Below are 19,594 nucleotides of genomic sequence, written 5' to 3' on the forward strand. Positions count from 1 at the left end.
CGGTGTGTGTCTGAGCGTGCTGCCGATCTGGTCCCGGCAGATCGAAGCCGCCCGGCAGATCAGCGAAACGTCGATCCTCAAACTCAGCGAACGCTTTGGCGCGCTGTCGTCGAACATCAGCCACAGCGTGACCAGCAATAGCGGGCAAGACGCTTCCCAGCAATTGGTCGACTTGCTGGAGGTCGGCCAACACGACCTCAACTCCATCGTTCTGGCCCTGCGCGCCGCGCTCTCGAATAAAGAGAGCGAGCTCAAGGAAGTGCTGCAGCTCTCAGGCTTCACCGAGCAACTCCAGCAGATGGCCAAGTTTGTCGGCGACATCGCCAGTCAAACCAACTTGCTGGCCCTCAATGCCGCCATCGAAGCAGCGCGGGCCGGTGAAGCAGGGCGAGGGTTTGCGGTGGTGGCCGACGAGGTGCGCAAGTTGTCGAGCATGTCCGGCGAGACCGGGCGCAAGATCAGTGAAACCGTCAACACCGTCAACGCGGCCATTGCCCGGACGGTGCAAATGTCCCGCCACCACGCCGAACAAGACACCTTGACCCTCGCCGACTCGGAGCGCGTGGTCTCCCAGGTCATCGAACATTTTCGCGACACCGCCCAGACCCTCGTGCGCAACAGCCATGACCTGCAACAGCAGAGCGCCAACGTCGCCGATGAGATTGCCCAGGTGCTGGTCGCCTTGCAGTTTCAGGATCGCGTCAGCCAGATGTTGGCGCTGATCACCCGCGACCTGGACAAGTTGCAGCGGCAATTGGACGAGCGCCAGGCCGCGAGCCAGAGCGGGCATACCCTCGCGCCGATGGCCAGTGACCGTTGGCTGCAAGAGCTTTCAACGTCTTACACGATGCCCGAGCAACACGTCATTCATGACGGCAAAACCCACGTGAAGGCCGAGGCCAGCGACATCACCTTTTTCTAGAGGAGTTTTTCCGATGAGCAAAACCATTCTGATCGTCGACGATTCCGCCTCCATCCGTCAGGTGGTGAGCATCACGCTCAAAGGCGCGGGTTACGACGTGATCGAAGGCTGTGATGGCCGAGACGCGCTGAGCAAGCTGGACGGACGCAAGATCCATCTGATTGTCAGTGACGTGAACATGCCCAACATGGATGGCCTGAGTTTCGTCAAGGCCGCCAAGTTGCTGCCGGCCTACAAGTTCACCCCGGTGATCATGCTGACCACCGAAGCCAGTGATGCGATGAAGCAGCAAGGCCAGGCTTCCGGCGCCAAGGCGTGGATGGTCAAGCCCTTTCAGCCCGCGCAAATGCTCACCGCCGTCTCCAAGTTGATCCTGCCATAGCGAAGACCAGCGAGCGCTGGCCAGGAGGTTTCCATGAAAGGCACCATTCCGATGCTGCGTCGAATCCAGGTCATGGAAGGCCCCCTGACGATTTACACCGCCAGTGAACAAAAAGACCTGTTGTTGTCGTTGTTTCCCCTGGCCCATGAAGTCGAGTTGGACTTGTCCAATGTCGATGAACTGGACAGCGCCGGCTTGCAACTGTTGATCCTCATCAAGCGCGAGTCGCTGATGGAGGGCACCCAGCTGTTGCTGAGCAACCCCAGCCCCACCGTGATCGAAGCCATCCGGCTCAGCGGCCTTGACGACTACTTCGCCAATGCCTGTTTCCCCCTGTCTGCTGGAGCATGAATGTATGGCCCAGCCCATGAACATGGATGACGTGCTGCAGACGTTCATCGCTGAGAGCCGCGAGCTGCTGCTGCAGATGGAAGACGCGCTGCTGCAGATCGAACGATCGCCGCAGGACCTGGACACCATCAACGGCCTGTTCCGCGTGGCCCACACCATCAAAGGCTCGGCCGGTTTGTTCGGCTTGATGCCTATCGTTGAGTTCACCCATGTCGCCGAAAGCGTGCTGGATCGGGTACGCAGCCTGGAAGTGCGCGTCGACGAGGCGTTGAGTGCATTGTTTCTCGATGCCCGTGACCATATCGGCCAGTTGATCGACCTGGTGGCCGAGGATGGCCACCTCGATCGCTTGGAGGAATCGTTGCAGGTCCAGGGCCAGCGCCTGGGCGAACAGCTCGGGACGTATCTGGAGGGTTCGCTGCCGACGGCTTCGGCCACTGCTCAAGGTACGCCGTCGACGGACGACCAAGTGGGCGTTCCCGGCCACTGGCATTTGTCGCTGCGCTTTGGCCCGGACGTATTGCGCAACGGCATGGACCCCCTGGCGTTCCTGCGCTACCTGGGCACCCTGGGGCGCTTGCTCAGTACCGTCACGCTCTTCGAGTCGTTGCCGCCCATGGCGTCGATGGACCCGGAAACCAACTACCTGGGGTTTGAACTCGCCCTGGAAAGCGAGGCCTCGCGGGACGTCATCGACGGCGCTTTTGATTTTGTCCGCGATGACGCCCTCGTGCAGATCCTCGCCCCGCAAGCCACTGTCCAAGCCTGTCGCGCGCATATCGACGCGTTGCCCGAAGACAATGCCGCGCTGCTCGAGCTGCTGGTCCGTTGCGGCACATTGACCGAGTCCCAGGCCTCCCTCGTCGCCCACGACGGGGAGCCAGCACCGACCGAGCTGCGCGGCGAGCTTGATCCATTGCAGGATTCCATCGCGCCGTCGAGCAAGGCCGGCAAAGCGGCGGCGAGCAACGAAGGCAATCTGATCCGGGTCGATGCCGCCAAGCTGGATCAACTGATCAATCTGGTCGGTGAGCTGATCATCGCCGGGGCCGGCGCCAATCTGGTGGCGGTGCGCAGCGGGATTGGCGAGATGATCGAGGCCACCAGCCTGTTGTCGCGCTTGGTCGAAGAGGTACGCGACTCGGCGTTGACCCTGCGCATGGTGCAGATCGGTGCGACGTTCACGCGTTTCCAGCGGGTGGTGCGGGACGTCTCCAAAGAGCTGGGCAAAGACATCGTGCTGCGCATCGACGGTGGCGAGACCGAGCTGGACAAGACGGTCGTCGAACGTATCGGCGACCCGCTCACGCACCTGGTGCGCAATGCCATGGACCACGGCATCGAGGCCGCCGCCATTCGCGTGCAACGCGGCAAGCCTGCCCAGGGCACGGTGCGCCTGAATGCCTATCACGAATCCGGCAGTATCGTGATCGAAGTGTCGGACGACGGCGGCGGCCTGGGCAAAGACAAGATTCTGGCCAAGGCCCGCGAGCGCGGCCTGGTGGGAGACGGCCAGCAACCGGCAGACAAAGACATCCTGAATTTGATCTTCGAACCGGGCTTCTCCACCGCCGACCAGATCAGCAACTTGTCGGGCCGGGGCGTGGGCATGGACGTGGTGAAGCGCAACATCACGGCTTTGCGCGGCAGTGTGAGTCTGGAAAGCGAAGAAGGGCGGGGCACCACGGTGCGGATTCGCCTGCCGCTGACCCTGGCAATCATCGACGGTTTTCTGATCGGTGTGGGCAAGGCCTCTTATGTCATTCCGCTGAACATGGTGGAGGAGTGCATCGAACTGGCGCCGGAACAGGTGGCGGAAACCGGTTACCTGGACCTCAGGGGCGATGTGCTACCGATCTTGCGGCTGCGGGACATGTTTGATGTGCAAGAACCTGGAGGTAACCGCGAAAACGTGGTCGTCGTGCAGTACGCCGGCATGCGTGCCGGCCTGGTGGTCGATCGCTTGCAGGGGGAGTTTCAAACCGTGATCAAACCACTGGGCAAAGTGTTCGGTGAAGCCCATGGGCTGGGCGGGTTCACCATCCTCGGCAGTGGAGCCGTCGCCCTGATTCTGGATATACCCAACTTGTTAGGACACGTTGCCAAGGACGCCACCCACCGTTCGACCCCAAGTCTCTTATCGACTCAATGAAGCGTCATCAGGAGTTCCTCGCCATGACCGTTATCAGAAACATCATGTTGTTGGTTTTTACGGCAATGCTGGGTGTCGCCGTGTTGGGTGGCACCAGCCTTTACCTGGCCGATGAAATCAATACGAGCGCCAGCTATGCCAACGTCAATACCGTGCCCAGCTTGCTGGAAATCGACCGCGTCGCCGCGGCCTTCGCCGACCTTCACACCCTGGAATGGCAACGCCTGAACGCGAGCGACAAAAATCTCTTCCCGGGTTACCCGGACAGCGTTGCGCAGAATCTGGGCGCCATCGGCAAAGCCCTGGATCACTACCAGGCCGAGTTGACTTCCGACGACCATGACGCGTCACTGTTGAAGCAGTTGCAGGGCCACATCGGCGAGTTTGCTGCCATGCAGGCTCACTTCGACCGGTTGATCGACAGCGGTGACCAAGCCTCGGCCCGCACATTGATCGAGACCAGCCAACCCTTGCAGAGCACGACGATGAAGGCCATCGGCGACCTGCGCGAATACAACCTGGAACTGGGGCGCAAGGGCCAATTGCTCGCCACCGCCACGGAGAAGAATGCACGCTCCATCATCCTGTTGGTCAGCGGCCTGACGCTGTTGGCAACCGTGCTGATCGGCGCGTTGTTGGGGCGCAGCCTGATGCGTCAGCTGGGCGCCGAGCCGTCGGTGGTCCGAGCCTTCGCTGCACGTTTGTCCGCCGGCGAGCTGAATGCCAAGGTGACGCTCAAGCAGGGCGACACCAGCAGCCTGATGGCGAGCATGCAGCAGTTGGGCGCGTGCCTGCATGAATTGATCGTGGAGATGGACCGTATGTCCAGTGAGCACGACAAGGGCGACATCGACGTGCAGATCGATACTGGCCGCTTCCATGGCAGTTACCGCTCCATGGCCCAGGGCATCAACGACATGGTCAACGGCCACATTGCGGTCAAGAAAAAAGCCATGGCCTGTATCCGCGCGTTCGGCGAAGGCGACTTGTCGGCGCCGCTGGAAAAATTCCCCGGCAAAAAAGCCTTTATCAATGAAAACATCGAGCTGCTGCGCACCAACGTCCTGGCGCTGATCAATGAAATGCAGCACATGTCCAGCGAGCACGAAAGAGGCGACATTGACGTCATGATCGATGTCGAGCGCTTCCGCGGTTCGTACCGCGATATCGGTCAAGGCATCAATCAGATGGTCAGCGGCCATATCAGCGTGAAGAAAAAAGCCATGGCGTGCATCCGCGCGTTCGGCGAAGGCGATCTGTCGGCGCCCCTGGAGCAGTTCCCCGGCAAGAAAGCCTTTATCAATGAAAACATCGAGCAACTGCGGGCCAACATCCTGGCCCTGGTGGACGACACGCGTCAGATCAGCGACAGCGCGATGATTGGCAAGCTCGATACCCGGCCTGACGCCACGCGGCATCAGGGCGATTTCCGCCGCATCATCCTGGGGATCAACGGTTCGCTGGATGCGATCATCGTGCCGATTACCGAGGCCATGGACGTCTTGTCGGCGATCTCCAACGGCGACCTGACCCGTACCATCGGCGGCGATTACCAAGGCAAGTTCCTGGAGCTGAAGAACTCGGTCAATGGCACCGTGGAAAAACTCTCGGAAATCATCGGTGAAGTGCGCGGCTCGGCCGATTCGCTGTCCAGTGCGTCCGAAGAGATCTCCGCCACGGCCCAAAGCATGGCGCAGTCGGCGTCCGAGCAAGCCGCGTCGGTGGAACAGACATCGGCATCGATGGAGCAAATGTCGGCGTCGATTTCCCAGAACACCGAAAACGCCAAGGTGACCGACGGCATGGCCGGCAAAGCCAACAAGGAAGCGTCGGAAGGTGGTCGCGCGGTGAAAGACACCGTGGCGGCGATGAAGACCATTGCCGAAAAAATCGGCATCGTCGATTCCATCGCCTACCAGACCAACCTGTTGGCGCTCAATGCCGCCATTGAAGCGGCGCGTGCCGGCGAGCACGGCAAAGGGTTCGCGGTCGTGGCGGCAGAAGTGCGCAAATTGGCCGAACGCAGCCAGATTGCCGCGCAGGAAATCAGTGAAGTGGCCAAGAACAGCGTGGCCCTGGCCGAACGGGCGGGCAACCTGCTCGACGAGATTGTGCCTTCGATCGCCAAGACTTCGGATCTGGTCCAGGAAATCGCCGCCGCTTCGGAAGAACAGTCCATCGGGTCCGAGCAAATCAACAGCGCGATGTCGCAGATGAGCCAGTTGACTCAGCAAAACGCGTCGGCCTCCGAAGAGCTGGCGGCGACGGCTGAGGAAATGAGTGGCCAGGCCGAGCAGTTGCAGGAGCTCATGGGCTTTTTCACCGTACAAAGCAAGCGTGCCGGGCGAGCTGTGGCAATGCCCAGCCTCAGTCGTGCGGGGGCCCTGCTGGATTCCGAAAGCCGTTCGGCCGACGGCGGTTTCGTCCGCTTCGGGAGTTGACCCATGAGTGCCTCAGCCGTTATGCCGGGCACTTCGCAGTCATCCCTGCCGGTCGATGAACCCTTGCAGTACCTGACCTTCCTGGCTGATCAGGAGATGTACGCGGTCAACACCTTAAGTGTTCGCGAAATCATCGAATACAGCCAGGTGACCACCGTGCCGATGATGCCGGCGTTCCTGCGGGGGGTGATCAACCTTCGTGGATCAGTGGTGCCGGTCGTGGATCTCAAGGCCCGGTTCGGCAAGGGCGTGGCGCAACTGGGCAGCCGTACGTGCATCGTCATTCTGGAGGCGGCGAAGGAGGGCGAGTCCCAGGTGCTGGGGGTGGTGGTGGATTCGGTCAGCGAAGTGATCGAGATCCTCGACAGCGATATCAGGCCCGCCCCAGCCTTCGGCAATCATATTCGCACCGACTTCATCCGCGGGATGACCAAGGTGCGCGGGGAGTTCGTCACGCTGCTGCAAATCGAGCATGTCTTGTGTGTCGATGAGATGGCCGGCTTGATGAACGCGTGACGCGAACGGCCGCGCCTCCAGGCGCGACCGCAAGGCAATTGATCCGAGGTGAATCATGGCGCTATCTACCGAAAGTCCAGGCAAGGCCACGGCTGCCTGTCCGAGCCAATACCTCACCTTCGAGCTGGGGGATGAGATGTTCGCCGTGGGCACGCTCAATGTGCGAGAGATCATCGAATATGGGCCGATCACCAGCGTGCCGCTGTTGCCCCCAGCATCCGCGGCGTGATCAACCTGCGCGGTGCCGCGGTTCCCGTGCTGGATCTGGGGGTGCGCTTTCGCGGCGAGCGCACGGTGCAGACGTCGCGCACGTGTTTTGTGATCCTCGAGGTCCAGACCGATAACGTGCGCAAACCGGTGGGCATCATTGTGGATGCGGTCAGCGAGGTGCTTGAAATCGCCGACCAGGCTATCGAACCTTCATTGAATTTCGGCACCGATGTCAGGGCCGACTTTCTATTGGGCATCGGCAAATTGGACAGCGGTTTTGTGCTGTTGCTGGATATCGGTCGCGTGTTGTCCCTGGAACAGGTCGATGTGCTGGCAAACCTTGAGTCCCTGGTGCCTTCAGCCGCCTGATGCTTTTTTGGGAATGTATTTATGAACGTGATTCTCTCCGACGCCGAATTCCAGCAGTTTCGCAGCCTCATTCATCAGATCGCGGGCATCAGTCTCTCCGATGCCAAGAAACAGTTAGTGAGCGCCCGGCTCGCCAAGCGCCTGCAAGTGTTAAAACTCAATACCTACGGCGCTTACTACAAAGTGCTGATGAAGGACGCGGCGGAATTACAGGTGGCGGTCGATATGCTGACCACCAACGAAACCTATTTTTTCCGCGAACCCAAGCATTTCGACTTCCTGCGCGATGTCGCATTGCCCGAGCTGCGCGGCAGCGGGCCTTTGCGTGTCTGGAGCGGGGCCTGCTCGACCGGTGAAGAGCCCTACACCCTGGCAATGGTCCTGGCGGACAATCTCGCCGGCCGGCCCTGGGAGATCGTGGCCTCGGACATCAGCAGCCGGGTGCTGGACAAGGCCCGCCAAGGGCGCTACCCGCTGGAAGCGACACGCGGGATTCCCGAAGCACTGCTGAACAAATATTGCCTCAAGGGCGTCGGCGCCAACCACGGGTGCTTCATGGTCGAGCCGGCGCTGGCGTCGCGGATCGATTTCCAGGCTATCAACCTGAACAACCCGTTGCCGAAGCTGGGCATGTTCGACGTGATCTTCCTGCGCAACGTGATGATCTATTTCGATAGCGACACCAAAGTCCAAGTGGTCAAGCGCCTGATCAGCCACCTCAAGCCTGGCGGCTATTTCCTGGTCAGTCATTCGGAAAGCCTCAACGGCGTGACCGATCAGCTGCGAGTGGTCAAGCCTTCCATCTACCGGAGGCCACATGCCTGAGACTCAACGCGCCCGCGAGGTTTTCCTGAATCCCGGCGAATGGTTTTTCGGCTCGGGCGCGATCCGGCTACGCACGGTGCTGGGCTCGTGCGTTGCCCTGGTGTGCTGGCATCCGCAGCGTTTGCTGGGGGGCATGTGTCACTACCTGCTGCCCAAGCGCGCCGTGGCGAACTCGAAGGTTCTGGACGGCCGTTACGGCGATGAAGCGCTCCAGTTGTTGATCGCCCAAATGCGTGCGGTCAAGGCGCAGCCGACGGAGTTCAGGGTCAGCGTGTATGGCGGCGGGAACATGTTTCCCGGGCTGGTGCGCCCGGACAATCACTACGTCGGGCAACGCAATGTCGAGCAAGCCAGGCGGCTGCTCGACCTGCATCATTTGCCGTGTCACAACTTCCATGTGGAAGGCGTGGGTTATCGAACCGTGGTGTTCGATCTGGCCAATGGCAACATCGAACTCAATTACCTGGCCCTGCAGCAACCCCTCGGCAGCCCTCACGGAGAGTGTGCGACATGAGCCCTATCAAAGTTCTGATCATTGACGACTCCGCAGTGGTCCGCCAAGTGCTGACGGCGACCCTGGGACAAGACCCGGCCATTGAAGTGATCGGCGCGGCGGCGGACCCGGTGTTCGCCATGGACAAAATGAACAAGCAATGGCCGGATGTGATTGTGCTGGACGTCGAGATGCCGCGCATGGATGGCATCACGTTCCTCAAGAAACTGATGGCCGAACACCCCACGCCGGTGGTCATTTGCTCCACATTGACCGAGAAGGGCGCGGCCACCACCATGCAAGCCCTGGCGGCCGGGGCCGTCAGCATTGTGACCAAGCCACAGCTGAACCTGCGCCAGTTCCTCACCGACAGCTCCGAAGAACTGGCGGCTGCCGTCAAGGCTGCCGCCAAGGCCAACATGAAACGCATGGCGCCTGGCGCCGACCGTCCGCCTGCAAGGCTGAATGCCGATGTGATTCTGCCTGCCAGCACCCAGGCAATGGCGCGCACCACCGAGAGCATTGTCGCCATTGGCACCTCCACCGGCGGCACTCAAGCCCTGGAACTGGTGTTGACCGCCTTGCCGCGGGTATGTCCAGGCATAGTGATCGTGCAGCACATGCCCGAACATTTCACCGCGGCATTTGCCGAGCGCCTCAACCGGCTGTGCGAGATTGAAGTCCGAGAAGCCAAAAACGGCGACCGCGTGATGCCCGGTTGCGCCTTGATCGCCCCCGGGGGCCGGCACATGTTGCTCAAGCGCAGCGGCGCCCAATACCAGGTTGAAATCGTCGACGGCCCACCTGTCAGCCGCCACCGGCCTTCGGTTGACGTGCTGTTTCGCTCGGTCGCCCGCAGTGCCGGTGGCAACGCCTTGGGCATCATCATGACGGGCATGGGCGACGACGGCGCCCGTGGCCTGAAGGAAATGCACGACAACGGCGCCCGCACGCTGGGCCAGGATGAAGAGTCCTGCGTGGTGTATGGCATGCCCAAGGAGGCCTTCAAGCTGGGGGCGGTGGAGCGCGAGTTGCCGCTCGAGCATATTTCCGCGGCGATTCTGAACGCCATGCATCAGCGGCGTTGATGGTTCAGAGGGCGGAGTTGCCTAACTTGACATCAGTGCATCCGTTTCGCTGCAGGGCACGGCGTTGCAGCGATGGGCGCCTGCTTTACATCACAAGGTGTGTTGGGCAGGCGCTTACCATCGTCTTTGGCGCTGCTAGAAGCGCCAGTCCTCAGCCTGAACCAACTGGCAGAACGGCCCAGCAAGCGTTGCATTGTGATGAGCCACGATGTCCTGGGCTTTCATCACTGGCGTGTCTGAGCAGGTATGACCATCGGCGATGAGTACCGCATCGAAGCCAAGATCACGAGCAGCACGGCAGGTGCTGTCGACGCAGTATTGGGTTTTCATGCCGGTGATGACCACGCCGGTAACCTCGCGAGACCGTAAATTGTCCGCCAGGTCGGTCATTTCAAAAGCGTTGGGCCGCCGCTTTTCGAAGACCACCTCGTCACCCAGCAGCTTGAGTTCCTGCGCAACCTCCGTCAGCGGACTGCCTGGTTCGATTGGCGATCCAGCGGGCCCGATGTGACGCGCGAGAAAAATCGGAGCGCCAGCGCTGCGTGCCTTGTCCATCAGGGTATTCACTGTTTGCAACAACGCTTCGCAGCGCCATGGTTTTTCCGGGCCGTGAACAAGCCCGACTTGGATATCGAGTATCAACAGGGCGTACATGGGACATCTCCTTGCGTTTGAGCCAGCGACACAAGGACATAAAAAAGGCCCTGTCCATCGCTGGCGGGCCTTTGAAGTTCGTCTGCTATTGGCTCACGACACCTCGCACGCTCCGCTTTCAGCGGTCGTGGTGGTGGTGGTCGAGGTGCGGAAATAATTAGTCATATATCGACACTAGCAATATCGCTGCGGGTTGACAAGCCAGGCTCCTGGGAGCCCCAAGCGGGGCGCACTCGCCGACGTCGGTATGTCGTTCTATAAAGCGCGGGCTCATCGATGAGGCAGATAGCCCGGCCTGATCTGCAACGTTGTATTTTTTTCGGGCGCACAGCGCTTCCAGGGAGGGTACATCTCAAGCGGTTTTGAACAGCTCGACTGCGACAGCCTGCCGCAGTCGGTGGCTCGGGCCTGAATGCCACAGCGTTTGGCCGGCCGGTGCTTTTGGTTGTGGCAGGTTGTCGCAGCCTCGCCTGGAATCGGGCGCGTGCTAGATTCAACCATGACACGACAATTTCTCTTGGAGCGCTTTGATCGGATGACCTTCGGTTAAGCGTTTCATCCGATCTACAATGCCGTTGGATGGCAGCGATGAATCTCGCCCGAATCTACCAATCACCCATTGCCAGGATCCTCTCGTGCTTCAAGGCCTGAACGCGCAGTGATCGCCTGATGGGAAATCGCCGCTGGATTGGAGCATGGCTGAGTCTGTTCGCCATGCTGATGATCTTTATCGGTCCGCTGATCAGTCAGGGGATCAGTCTTGCCCATGGCAACAACCTGCCGATGAGCATGGCGGGCATGGCCTGCGGCGAGATGTCGGGCATGAGTCCGATATCCGCTCATGGGGCTGTCGAACAGCACCACGAATTGATCGTCTGGGAAAAGTGCGGCTACTGCTCACTGTTATTCCAGCATCCACCACTGGCCGAGTCGAACCTGTTTCCCCTGCGGCTGAATCATCCACCGTTACTGTTTTTCTCGATCCACTTTATCCCCGAGCAGGCAACGCCGCCTGTGTTCCCGGGCGCGCGAAGCCGAGCGCCCCCTGGCATACCGCTGAACGTCAATTCCCATTTCTGCTGAGCGATAGATGTCGACTGTGCCTAAACGCGTGCGTGCGATGAGGGCGGGTTTGTCTCTGTGTGCTCGATCCATACCTGACTTTCATCGGAAGCACTCATGCGCTCAATCAACTATCAGCCACAGTTTTATCTTGACCTGCGCCGCTGGCGTTGGCGCCAAGCGTTCTGCCTGTTTCTGGGGACGGCATTGCCTGTGGTGGTCCAGGCGGCCGAACCGCCGGAGTCGCCGCTCAACCCAACGACTCCGGCGTCCAGTGTCGATGACGGCGACCGCAAAAAAAGCTGGACCTTGGCACCGATCACCGTTTCCGGTAGCAGAGAAGGCTATACCGCCACCACTTCATCTTCGGCCACCAAGACCGATACCCCCTTGGCCGAAGTGCCACAGTCGGTGCAGGTGGTCACCCGGTCGATGATCAAGGAACAGGACATGCACACCCTGGGCGACGTATTGGTCAACGTCTCTGGCGTAAGGCCTACCCGACCCGAAGAAGCGCTGTTCACCCAGCCGATCGTGCGTGGCTTTCCAGCAGAGATCTACATGAACGGTCTGCCTGCATTCGGCGGTACGGCGGCCAGTATCGATCCAACCAGCCTGGTTGGCACCGAGCGTGTCGAGGTGCTCAAGGGGCCTACGTCGGCGCTTTACGGCGGTGGCATCGGCGCGCCGTTGGGTGGGCTGATCAACGTGGTGTCCAAGCGGCCCGAGGCTGAACCGAGCGCGACGGTGTCGCTGCGTACCGGAAGTTTCTCGACGGTTAACCCATCGCTGGACGTCAACACGCCGATTGGCGAGAACATCGCCGCACGGCTATCCGCCGATTACCAGGAGAACGACAGCTGGATCGACCACGTCAACGGCCATCACTGGTCCGTCCAGCCGAGCATTGCGTTCCAGCTCTCCCCGGACACCGAGCTGCTGTTGCGCGGCCACTATGAGGAACGCAGCCAGCTCGAATATTCCGGCTTGCCGGCCGCCCAGGCATTGAGTGGGCAAATCGACCGCAACGCTTTTCCTGGCGCAACGAACGGGCAGCCGCAGAGCACCATCAGTAATCGCACCACCACCGCCGAGCTCAAGCACGAGATCAATGACGATACCCGGTTGACCCTCACCGCCCAGTATTACGAGGGCAAGACTCGGGACTACGGCAGCTTCGTCTATCCGGAGTTGCTCGGCGCGAGCCCGGCAACACCGACGGTCTATCCGATCTTCAAGCTCTACCTGCCAAGTAACATCCGTGAAAACACGCTGGATGCCAACCTGGGGACCAATATTGATGCACTGGGCGGCCGCCACGAGTTGCTGGTGGGGGTCAATCACGACACGACTCACTTCTACTCGGCTGTGTCTGGCGCGGACCTTATTGGCGAGCTCGACCTGGCCAACCCCAGCTATGGGCTGTCCTACGGAGCAACCCCGGAACTTCTGGTAAGCCAGACCAACCGCTATCAGACCACCGCGCTCTACGTGCAGGACCAAGCCACCTATGGCCGCTTTCACCTGCTGGGGTCATTGCGCTTGAGCCAGCTCGAGCTGGAGCAGAAAGAGCAGGGCGTCGACGCCACCTACCACCGCGTGACGCCCCGGGTCGGCATCACCTACGACCTGACCGACAGCGTGGCAATCTACGCGGCGTATTCCACGGGATTTCGCGGCGCGTTCAACTTCAACGGGCGCGAGACGCCCAAACCTGAACTGTCTCGTAACTATGAGGCCGGCATGAAGCTGGCCTTCACCGATCTTGGTCTCTCCGGCACGCTCGCCGTGTTCGAACAGACCCGCCGTAACGTTGCCACTCCAGACCCAGACCCCAATTACTCGATTCTGGGCTATTCGGTGCAAAGCGGTGAACAGCGCGCGCGCGGGGTAGAGGCGGACATGGTCTGGGAGCCGATCCCCGCGCTCTCATTGCTGGCCAACTATGCCTACACCCAGGCAGAAGTGACCGAGGATAATTCGATTCCGGTCGGTGACGGGCTGCCACGTGTACCCCGTCACAGCGGTCGCTTTGCCGCCCGCTATCGAATCCTCGACGGTGTCGCCAAAGGCCTGGGCTTCGGTGCCGGTATCACCGCGCTCAGCTCGCGGGAGCTTACCTTGCCCAATACGGTTTCCGCTCCAGGGTACGCACTGCTTGATGCACAGGCGTCCTATGATTTTGACCGTTATACGGTCTCGGTCTCGGCGGTCAATCTAGCCGGACGCAAAGTCTTTGAAACCTACCAGTACCTGGGTTCGCCACTGGTGTTGCCGACTCAGCCACGTTCGGCCTACCTGACGCTGACCGCCCGTTTTTAAGGAGCCATGACCATGATTGATAACGACCGCCGTAACCTTGTGTTGTGCGCACTGCTGGCGCCACTTGCAGCCAGCACCTCGCTCAACCTCAACGCTGCCGAAGCGCCAATGCCCGAACACAAAATGCCCGAGAGGGACCGCGACATGGACAGCGTGCCCTGGATGGGCAGTGAGGAAATTGCAATGTTGGTCTACCCCGGCATGACCGTAATGGATCTGGTAGGGCCGCACTGCATGTTCGGTGCGCTCATGGGTGTGAAGATCCACATTGTCGCCAAGTCCCTTGAGCCGGTGACGAGTGATGCTGGACTGACAGTCGTACCGACGGTCACCTTCGATACGTGCCCTCAAGACTTGACCGTGCTGTTCACGCCGGGCGGCACGGATGGAACCCTGGCGGCCGCCTCGGATCCCGAGACCCTGGCCTTTATGGCGGACCGTGGTGCGCGGGCGAAATATGTCACCAGCGTCTGTTCTGGCTCGCTGATTCTTGGGGCGGCAGGGCTGCTCAAGGGTTATAAGGCAACGTCGCACTGGTCGTGCCGTGAAGCCCTCGCCGGTTTTGGTGCTATTCCCACCGAGGCGCGCGTGGTGCGCGACCGCAACCGCATCACGGGGGCGGGCGTAACTGCGGGGCTGGACTTCGGCCTGAGTATGGTCGCTGAGCTGCGAGACCAGACCTATGCCGAATGTACGCAGTTGATGAGCGAGTACGATCCCGATCCACCCTTCAACGCCGGTTCCATGAAGACCGCGCCGCCGAAGGTGAAGACCGCCATGATCCAGTTGGTCGCGGACTTTACCAAGAAGGCGGAGTTGCTCTCTGGTGTAGCGAAGGGCTGATTGAGCAACCGTGTGCCAGATGGTTGTCGCAGCGCCTTACTGACGGACTGTGGCAGTCTGTCGCATGCATGGTTGGCGGGGTTGGCTTGTTATCATGGTGCGTCGCCCCGGGCGGCAAGGCCATACTCCGTACCGATTTTGCCCTTTCGACCGAACATTACTTAGCGACGTTACTTTCGTGTCCATGTCCCGGGTTCCCCACTCATTGCGTCAACTGGCCATGCGCCTCGCCTTGATTGCGGCATTGCTGCCGAGCGCGATGCTGTGGCTGGCGGCTACGCATGGGCAGCCGATGGCGATGGGCGGACACTGCAACATGGCTGGGCATGTCCATGCCCAGACGACCCACAACCCTGCGGCACCGGACCAGTATCAGGAATGCAATTGCCCGTTGTGTGTCGTGCATGCGGTAGATATCGCACTGCCGCCCAGCGTCGTGCAATGGCAGCTTTCCGGCCACGCCGACATTGTGTTGGCGCAAGCCCCTTATCAATCCTATGTCCGCACGGTCTGGCAGGTCTCGGAGCCACGCGGCCCGCCTGCCGTTTCCTGATTTCTTTTGCGATGACTAATCCTCCTTCATGAGCTCGGGAGGGTTGTCCCTATGCGTTGCAACTTAATCAAGGAATGCCATCTCAATGGTCATGCCAACTTTTCGCCGTACCCGCCGTGCGGCTTTGCCATTCGCGGTGTTGTCGGTCGCCGCTTTATTTCCGCACCTTGCGTTGGCTTGTGCCAGCTGCGGCTGCACCCTCAGTTCTGATTGGGACAGCCTCGGCCTGAGCAGCTCGACCGGGCTGAAACTGGACCTGCGTTACGACTACCTGAACCAGAACCAACTGCGTAGCGGTACCAGCACCATTTCGCCGCGCGCCGCGAGTCAGGTTTCCAACAATGGCAATCCGCAGGAAGTAGAAAAATACACGCGCAACGATTACCTGACCCTCGGCCTGGATTACAGTTTCAACCCGAGCTGGGGCGTGGACCTGCAAGTGCCTTATATCTTTCGCAGCCACAGCACCTTGGGCACCGCATCGGATGGCAACACAGCGGGTGATGGTGGTGGGCAATATGCCTCCAAGACATCCAGTCTCGGGGATATCAAGGTGATCGGCCGATACCAAGGGTTTACACCGCAGCACAACCTGGGCGTCATGTTCGGCTTGAAACTGCCCACGGGCAGCCATGATGACACTGCGGCGTCCAGCGATCCCACGGCGCCAGGCCCTGTCGCCATTGATCGTGGCCTACAGCCAGGTTCGGGCACCACCGACGGGATCCTGGGTGTCTATTACATGGACACCCTCAATAAGAACTGGGATTACTTCGGTCAGGCAATGGTGCAGAAGGCGCTCGATTCCAGTGATCACTATCGCCCCGGCGATGGCATCAACCTGAATGTGGGCCTGCGCTATATGGGCAATGCCTATGTCATGCCGCAGCTTCAATTGAATGTGCGCCACGTTGAGCGCGATGAGGGCGCCAATGCCGACACCGTGAGTACCGGCGGAACGCTGGCCTACCTCAGTCCGGGCGTCACCGTGCCGCTGGGCAAAAAAGTGTCGATGTACAGCTTCGTGCAATTGCCGGTGTACCAAAACGTCAATGGTGTGCAACTTGCCCCGCGCTATACCGCGACGGTAGGGGCTCGCTACACGTTCTAGCGCACTGGCAGGGCGTCGATGATCCATCGGCGCCTTGCCGCGGCTGCTCCACGATTGGAAACCGACTCAGCCTGCTATGCCAGGCGAATAAACCCGAGGTCAACCTGATGTACGCAAAAACACCCCTACGCTGGTTTGTACTGTGCTGCTGCCTGTTCAGCCTGCCCTCGTGGGCAATTGATGTAGGCGAGCACGCACCGGGCCTGACGGCAAAAACCCTGAATGGCGAAACATTTGATTTACATCAGCAAGCCAATCAGGTGGTCATCGTGAATTTCTGGGCCTCTTGGTGCGAACCGTGCCGTGAAGAAATGCCGGCGATGCAAAGCTATTACCAACGGCATAAAAGCGAAGGCCTAAAGATTATCGCGATCAGCATGGATGAGCCCGAAGACGACGCCATGGTGCGCAAGGTCATGGCAAGTTACAGCTATCCCGCAGCATTCCAGCGTGATGCGGACTTCAGCGCGTTTGGCCGAATCTGGCGCATGCCAATGACTTACGTGATCGATAAGCAGGGCATCGTGCGCAAGGATGGCAGCGTCGGAGCCCCCAAAATCGATCTGCCGTTGTTGGAAAAACTCGTGACGCCATTGCTGACCGCTCACTAGAGTGACGGCGCCCGAACATTATTTGTCTCCGGTCAGATGGCGAGGTCGGTATCGGTTGATGTGTCGACCGCTTTCAAGGCCCGACCCAGGCGCTATCTGATCCAGGGATACCCCCCAAAAAAGGAAAACCCGCGTGCCTTTTTGGCACCGTGCTACCATCGTTGCCACGACCCGCAGCAACATAATGTTGCAATGAAATCCCATCATTTGGCCTTTCGCTGACTCATGACCTCCTCATTCGACTCGCAATCCGACTTGCCCATGATTCTGGTAGTGGACGATGAGCTACGTTCGCGTGAATCGTTGCGCCGGGTACTCGATCAGGAGTTCCAGGTACTGCTGGCCGAGTCCGCCGCGCAAGCCCGTGAACTCCTTGAACAGCACGGGGTGGCGGTGATCCTCTGCGACCAGCGCATGCCCCATGTCAGCGGTATCGAGTTTCTCAAGGAAGTGCGCGAACGCTGGCCGGATGTGGTGCGCATTGTGCTGTCGGGCTACACCGATTCGGAAGACATCATCGCGGGCGTCAATCAGGCCGGTATCTATCAGTACCTGCTCAAACCCTGGCTGCCTGAAAACCTGCTCAACACGGTGCGCAACGCGGTGGAGAGCCAATCGTTGCAAAACCATATGCAGCGACTGGACCTGGAACTGCGCGCCGGCACGCCCGCGCTGCGCCGCCGCAGCCGCGAAACCTTGGAACGGGTGCGCGACACTTTCGATTTCTCGCGCATCGTGCGCAGCGCCGGCGGTCCGTTGGATGCCGTGTGTGAGTTGGCCGCACGGGTCGCTCGCTATGACTTGTCGGTGCTGCTGTTGGGCGAGTCGGGCACCGGCAAAGAGTTGCTGGCCCGTGCCATCCATTACGCCAGCCCGCGCGCGGGCAATGCCTTCGTCATGGAGAACTGCGCGGCGCTGCCCGATACCTTGCTGGAGTCCGAACTGTTCGGGCACAAGCGCGGGGCCTTCACCGGCGCGCATCAGGATCACATCGGGTTGTTCCAGCGCGCCAATGGCGGCACCTTGCTGCTCGACGAAATCGGCGACACCTCGCCGGCCTTTCAGGTCAAGTTGCTGCGCGTCTTGCAAGAAGGCGAGTTGCGCCCCGTTGGTGCCTCGAGCACGGTACGGGTCGATGTGCGGGTGATCGCGGCGACCCATCGCGATCTGGAGCAGGATGTGGCCGCCGGACGTTTCCGCAGCGACCTGTATTACCGCCTGTCCACGGTCAGCCTGGGCCTGCCGCCGTTGCGCGAGCGCACCGCCGACCTGATGCCCATCGCCAAAAAGCTGCTGGACGATGCGCGCCTGGAGCTTGACCTGCCGGATCTGCACTTCGCCGACGACGCCCTGGCGAGCCTGATTGGTTATCCGTGGCCGGGCAATATTCGCGAGTTGCGCAACGAAATCTATCGCGCTGCCGCGTTGTCGGAGGGCGCGCAAATCGGGGCGCATTCGTTTTCCTGGCGCGTCATGCAAGGCCAGAGCCGCAACACCAACGACCTGCGGCTCTCGCCACCCACCGGCACTCTGCAAGAACAACTGGACGCTATCGAAGCGACCATACTCAAGGAATCGCTGCTGCGTCACCGTTGGAACAAAACCCATGCGGCCCGTGAACTGGGCTTGTCGCGCGTGGGCCTGCGCCAGAAATTGCGCCGTCTTGGCCTGGAGGAAGCCCGATGAACACCCCATTTCGCGTGTTGTGGTTGCAATCGGGCGGTTGCGGCGGTTGCAACATGTCCTTGCTGTGCGCCGATACCCAGGATTTTTCCGCGATGTGGCGCAATGCGGGCATCGAGTTGCTCTGGCATCCATCGCTGTCCCTTGAAAGCGGCGATCAGGTGCTGGATATCCTGGAGGACTGCCTGCAAGGTCGCACCCGGCTCGATGCCTTGTGCATCGAGGGCTCATTGCTGCGCGGCCCGCACGGCACCGGACGCTTTCACATGCTGGCGGGCACCGATGCGCCGATGATCGATTGGGTTCGCAAACTCGCGGCGGTGGCCCAATACACCTTGGGTATCGGCACCTGCGCGGCCTACGGAGGCATCACCGCCGCGGGCAGCAACCCGACCGACGCCTGCGGCCTGCAATTTGACGGTGAACATCGCGGTGGCCTGTTGGGCGCCGATTATCGATCGTTGCGCGGTTTGCCGGTGATCAATGTGGCCGGTTGCCCCACGCACCCTGGCTGGGTGACCGACACCTTGATGGCGCTGGCCGCCGGCCTGTTCGCCGAGGCCGATCTGGACGTCATCGGGCGTCCGCGTTTCTACGCGGATCAGTTGGTGCACCAGGGTTGCACGCGCAACGAGTTCTACGAATACAAGGCCAGTGCGGAAAAGCCCTCGGACCTGGGTTGCATGATGGAAAACCTCGGCTGCAAAGGCACCCAGGCCCACGGTGACTGCAATACCCGCCTGTGGAACGGCGAGGGCTCCTGTACCCGTGGCGGGTTTGCCTGCATCAACTGCACCGCGCCTGGCTTCGAAGAGCCGGGGCACGCCTTCCAGCGCACACCGAAACTGGCGGGCATTCCCATCGGCCTGCCCATCGACATGCCCAAGGCCTGGTTCGTCGCCCTGTCGGCGCTGTCCAAATCCGCCACCCCTAAGCGCGTCAAGCAGAATGCGACGTCCGATCACGCGTTGATCGCGCCGTCGGTACGCACCCCACGCCGTTAGGA

General features: G+C 60.6%; 16 protein-coding genes and 4 pseudogenes. 19 read left to right on the top strand and 1 reads right to left on the bottom strand.

The window, feature by feature from the left end; genetic code table 11:
* Window positions 1-313: 313 nt before the first annotated feature.
* The 11 genes and pseudogenes from BLR63_RS32295 to BLR63_RS06980 form a co-directional block, all read left to right on the top strand.
* Window positions 314-922: pseudogene (locus BLR63_RS32295) on the top strand (methyl-accepting chemotaxis protein); the annotation flags it as partial.
* A 13-nt stretch (window positions 923-935) separates the two neighbouring features.
* Window positions 936-1,304, top strand: coding sequence for a response regulator (locus BLR63_RS06940; protein ID WP_010563050.1), 369 nt, complete (start codon window positions 936-938; stop codon window positions 1,302-1,304).
* 33 nt (window positions 1,305-1,337) lie between these two features.
* The gene (locus tag BLR63_RS06945) at window positions 1,338-1,655 is read left to right on the top strand and encodes an STAS domain-containing protein (protein ID WP_010563049.1); all 318 of its coding nucleotides are present in this window, start codon (window positions 1,338-1,340) and stop codon (window positions 1,653-1,655) included.
* A 4-nt stretch (window positions 1,656-1,659) separates the two neighbouring features.
* The gene (locus BLR63_RS06950) at window positions 1,660-3,807 is read left to right on the top strand and encodes a chemotaxis protein CheA (protein ID WP_010563048.1); all 2,148 of its coding nucleotides are present in this window, start codon (window positions 1,660-1,662) and stop codon (window positions 3,805-3,807) included.
* A gap of 953 nt (window positions 3,808-4,760) precedes the next feature.
* Window positions 4,761-5,348, top strand: a pseudogene (locus BLR63_RS31785) (methyl-accepting chemotaxis protein); the annotation flags it as partial.
* A gap of 321 nt (window positions 5,349-5,669) precedes the next feature.
* Window positions 5,670-6,248: pseudogene (locus BLR63_RS31790) on the top strand (methyl-accepting chemotaxis protein); the annotation flags it as partial.
* A 3-nt stretch (window positions 6,249-6,251) separates the two neighbouring features.
* Window positions 6,252-6,764, top strand: coding sequence for a chemotaxis protein CheW (locus BLR63_RS06960; RefSeq protein WP_050901314.1), 513 nt, complete (start codon window positions 6,252-6,254; stop codon window positions 6,762-6,764).
* Window positions 6,765-6,819: 55 nt separating this feature from the next.
* Window positions 6,820-7,343, top strand: a pseudogene (locus tag BLR63_RS06965) (chemotaxis protein CheW).
* Window positions 7,344-7,364: 21 nt separating this feature from the next.
* Window positions 7,365-8,168, top strand: coding sequence for a CheR family methyltransferase (locus BLR63_RS06970; RefSeq protein WP_010563044.1), 804 nt, complete (start codon window positions 7,365-7,367; stop codon window positions 8,166-8,168).
* Window positions 8,161-8,682: a chemotaxis protein CheD gene (locus BLR63_RS06975; RefSeq protein WP_010563043.1), complete on the top strand. Its 522-nt coding sequence runs from the start codon at window positions 8,161-8,163 to the stop codon at window positions 8,680-8,682. Before BLR63_RS06970 ends, BLR63_RS06975 begins: the two co-directional genes overlap by 8 nt.
* Complete coding sequence (locus tag BLR63_RS06980) at window positions 8,679-9,749, top strand: protein-glutamate methylesterase/protein-glutamine glutaminase (protein WP_010563042.1); 1,071 nt, start codon at window positions 8,679-8,681, stop codon at window positions 9,747-9,749. The genes BLR63_RS06975 and BLR63_RS06980 overlap by 4 nt, the downstream gene beginning before the upstream one ends.
* Before the next feature lie 135 nt (window positions 9,750-9,884).
* Here BLR63_RS06980 and BLR63_RS06985 read toward each other — a convergent pair whose 3' ends face one another.
* Window positions 9,885-10,403 (bottom strand): cysteine hydrolase family protein, encoded by a 519-nt coding sequence (locus tag BLR63_RS06985; RefSeq protein WP_010563041.1) that lies wholly within the window; start codon window positions 10,401-10,403, stop codon window positions 9,885-9,887.
* Window positions 10,404-11,117: 714 nt separating this feature from the next.
* Between BLR63_RS06985 and BLR63_RS06990 the strand changes: the two genes are divergently transcribed.
* The 8 genes from BLR63_RS06990 to BLR63_RS07025 all read left to right on the top strand — a co-directional run bounded on the left by BLR63_RS06990 (window position 11,118) and on the right by BLR63_RS07025 (window position 19,592).
* Window positions 11,118-11,486: a DUF2946 domain-containing protein gene (locus tag BLR63_RS06990; protein WP_010563040.1), complete on the top strand. Its 369-nt coding sequence runs from the start codon at window positions 11,118-11,120 to the stop codon at window positions 11,484-11,486.
* 96 nt (window positions 11,487-11,582) lie between these two features.
* The gene (locus tag BLR63_RS06995) at window positions 11,583-13,787 is read left to right on the top strand and encodes a TonB-dependent siderophore receptor (RefSeq protein WP_010563039.1); all 2,205 of its coding nucleotides are present in this window, start codon (window positions 11,583-11,585) and stop codon (window positions 13,785-13,787) included.
* Window positions 13,788-13,799: 12 nt separating this feature from the next.
* Window positions 13,800-14,630 (top strand): DJ-1/PfpI family protein, encoded by an 831-nt coding sequence (locus BLR63_RS07000; protein ID WP_010563038.1) that lies wholly within the window; start codon window positions 13,800-13,802, stop codon window positions 14,628-14,630.
* 205 nt (window positions 14,631-14,835) lie between these two features.
* Window positions 14,836-15,183, top strand: coding sequence for a DUF2946 family protein (locus BLR63_RS07005; protein WP_158000181.1), 348 nt, complete (start codon window positions 14,836-14,838; stop codon window positions 15,181-15,183).
* A gap of 85 nt (window positions 15,184-15,268) precedes the next feature.
* Entirely contained in the window at window positions 15,269-16,294 is a 1,026-nt protein-coding gene (locus tag BLR63_RS07010; RefSeq protein ID WP_010563036.1) for a TonB-dependent receptor, read from the top strand.
* Between the two features lie 107 nt (window positions 16,295-16,401).
* Window positions 16,402-16,905, top strand: coding sequence for a TlpA disulfide reductase family protein (locus tag BLR63_RS07015; RefSeq protein ID WP_010563035.1), 504 nt, complete (start codon window positions 16,402-16,404; stop codon window positions 16,903-16,905).
* A 261-nt stretch (window positions 16,906-17,166) separates the two neighbouring features.
* Window positions 17,167-18,591: a sigma-54-dependent transcriptional regulator gene (locus tag BLR63_RS07020; protein ID WP_231998141.1), complete on the top strand. Its 1,425-nt coding sequence runs from the start codon at window positions 17,167-17,169 to the stop codon at window positions 18,589-18,591.
* Entirely contained in the window at window positions 18,588-19,592 is a 1,005-nt protein-coding gene (locus tag BLR63_RS07025; protein ID WP_010563033.1) for an NADH-quinone oxidoreductase subunit B family protein, read from the top strand. Before BLR63_RS07020 ends, BLR63_RS07025 begins: the two co-directional genes overlap by 4 nt.
* The last annotated feature ends 2 nt before the right edge of the window (window positions 19,593-19,594 follow it).

The organism is Pseudomonas extremaustralis, assembly GCF_900102035.1.
Taxonomy (GTDB): Bacteria; Pseudomonadota; Gammaproteobacteria; order Pseudomonadales; family Pseudomonadaceae; genus Aquipseudomonas; species Aquipseudomonas extremaustralis.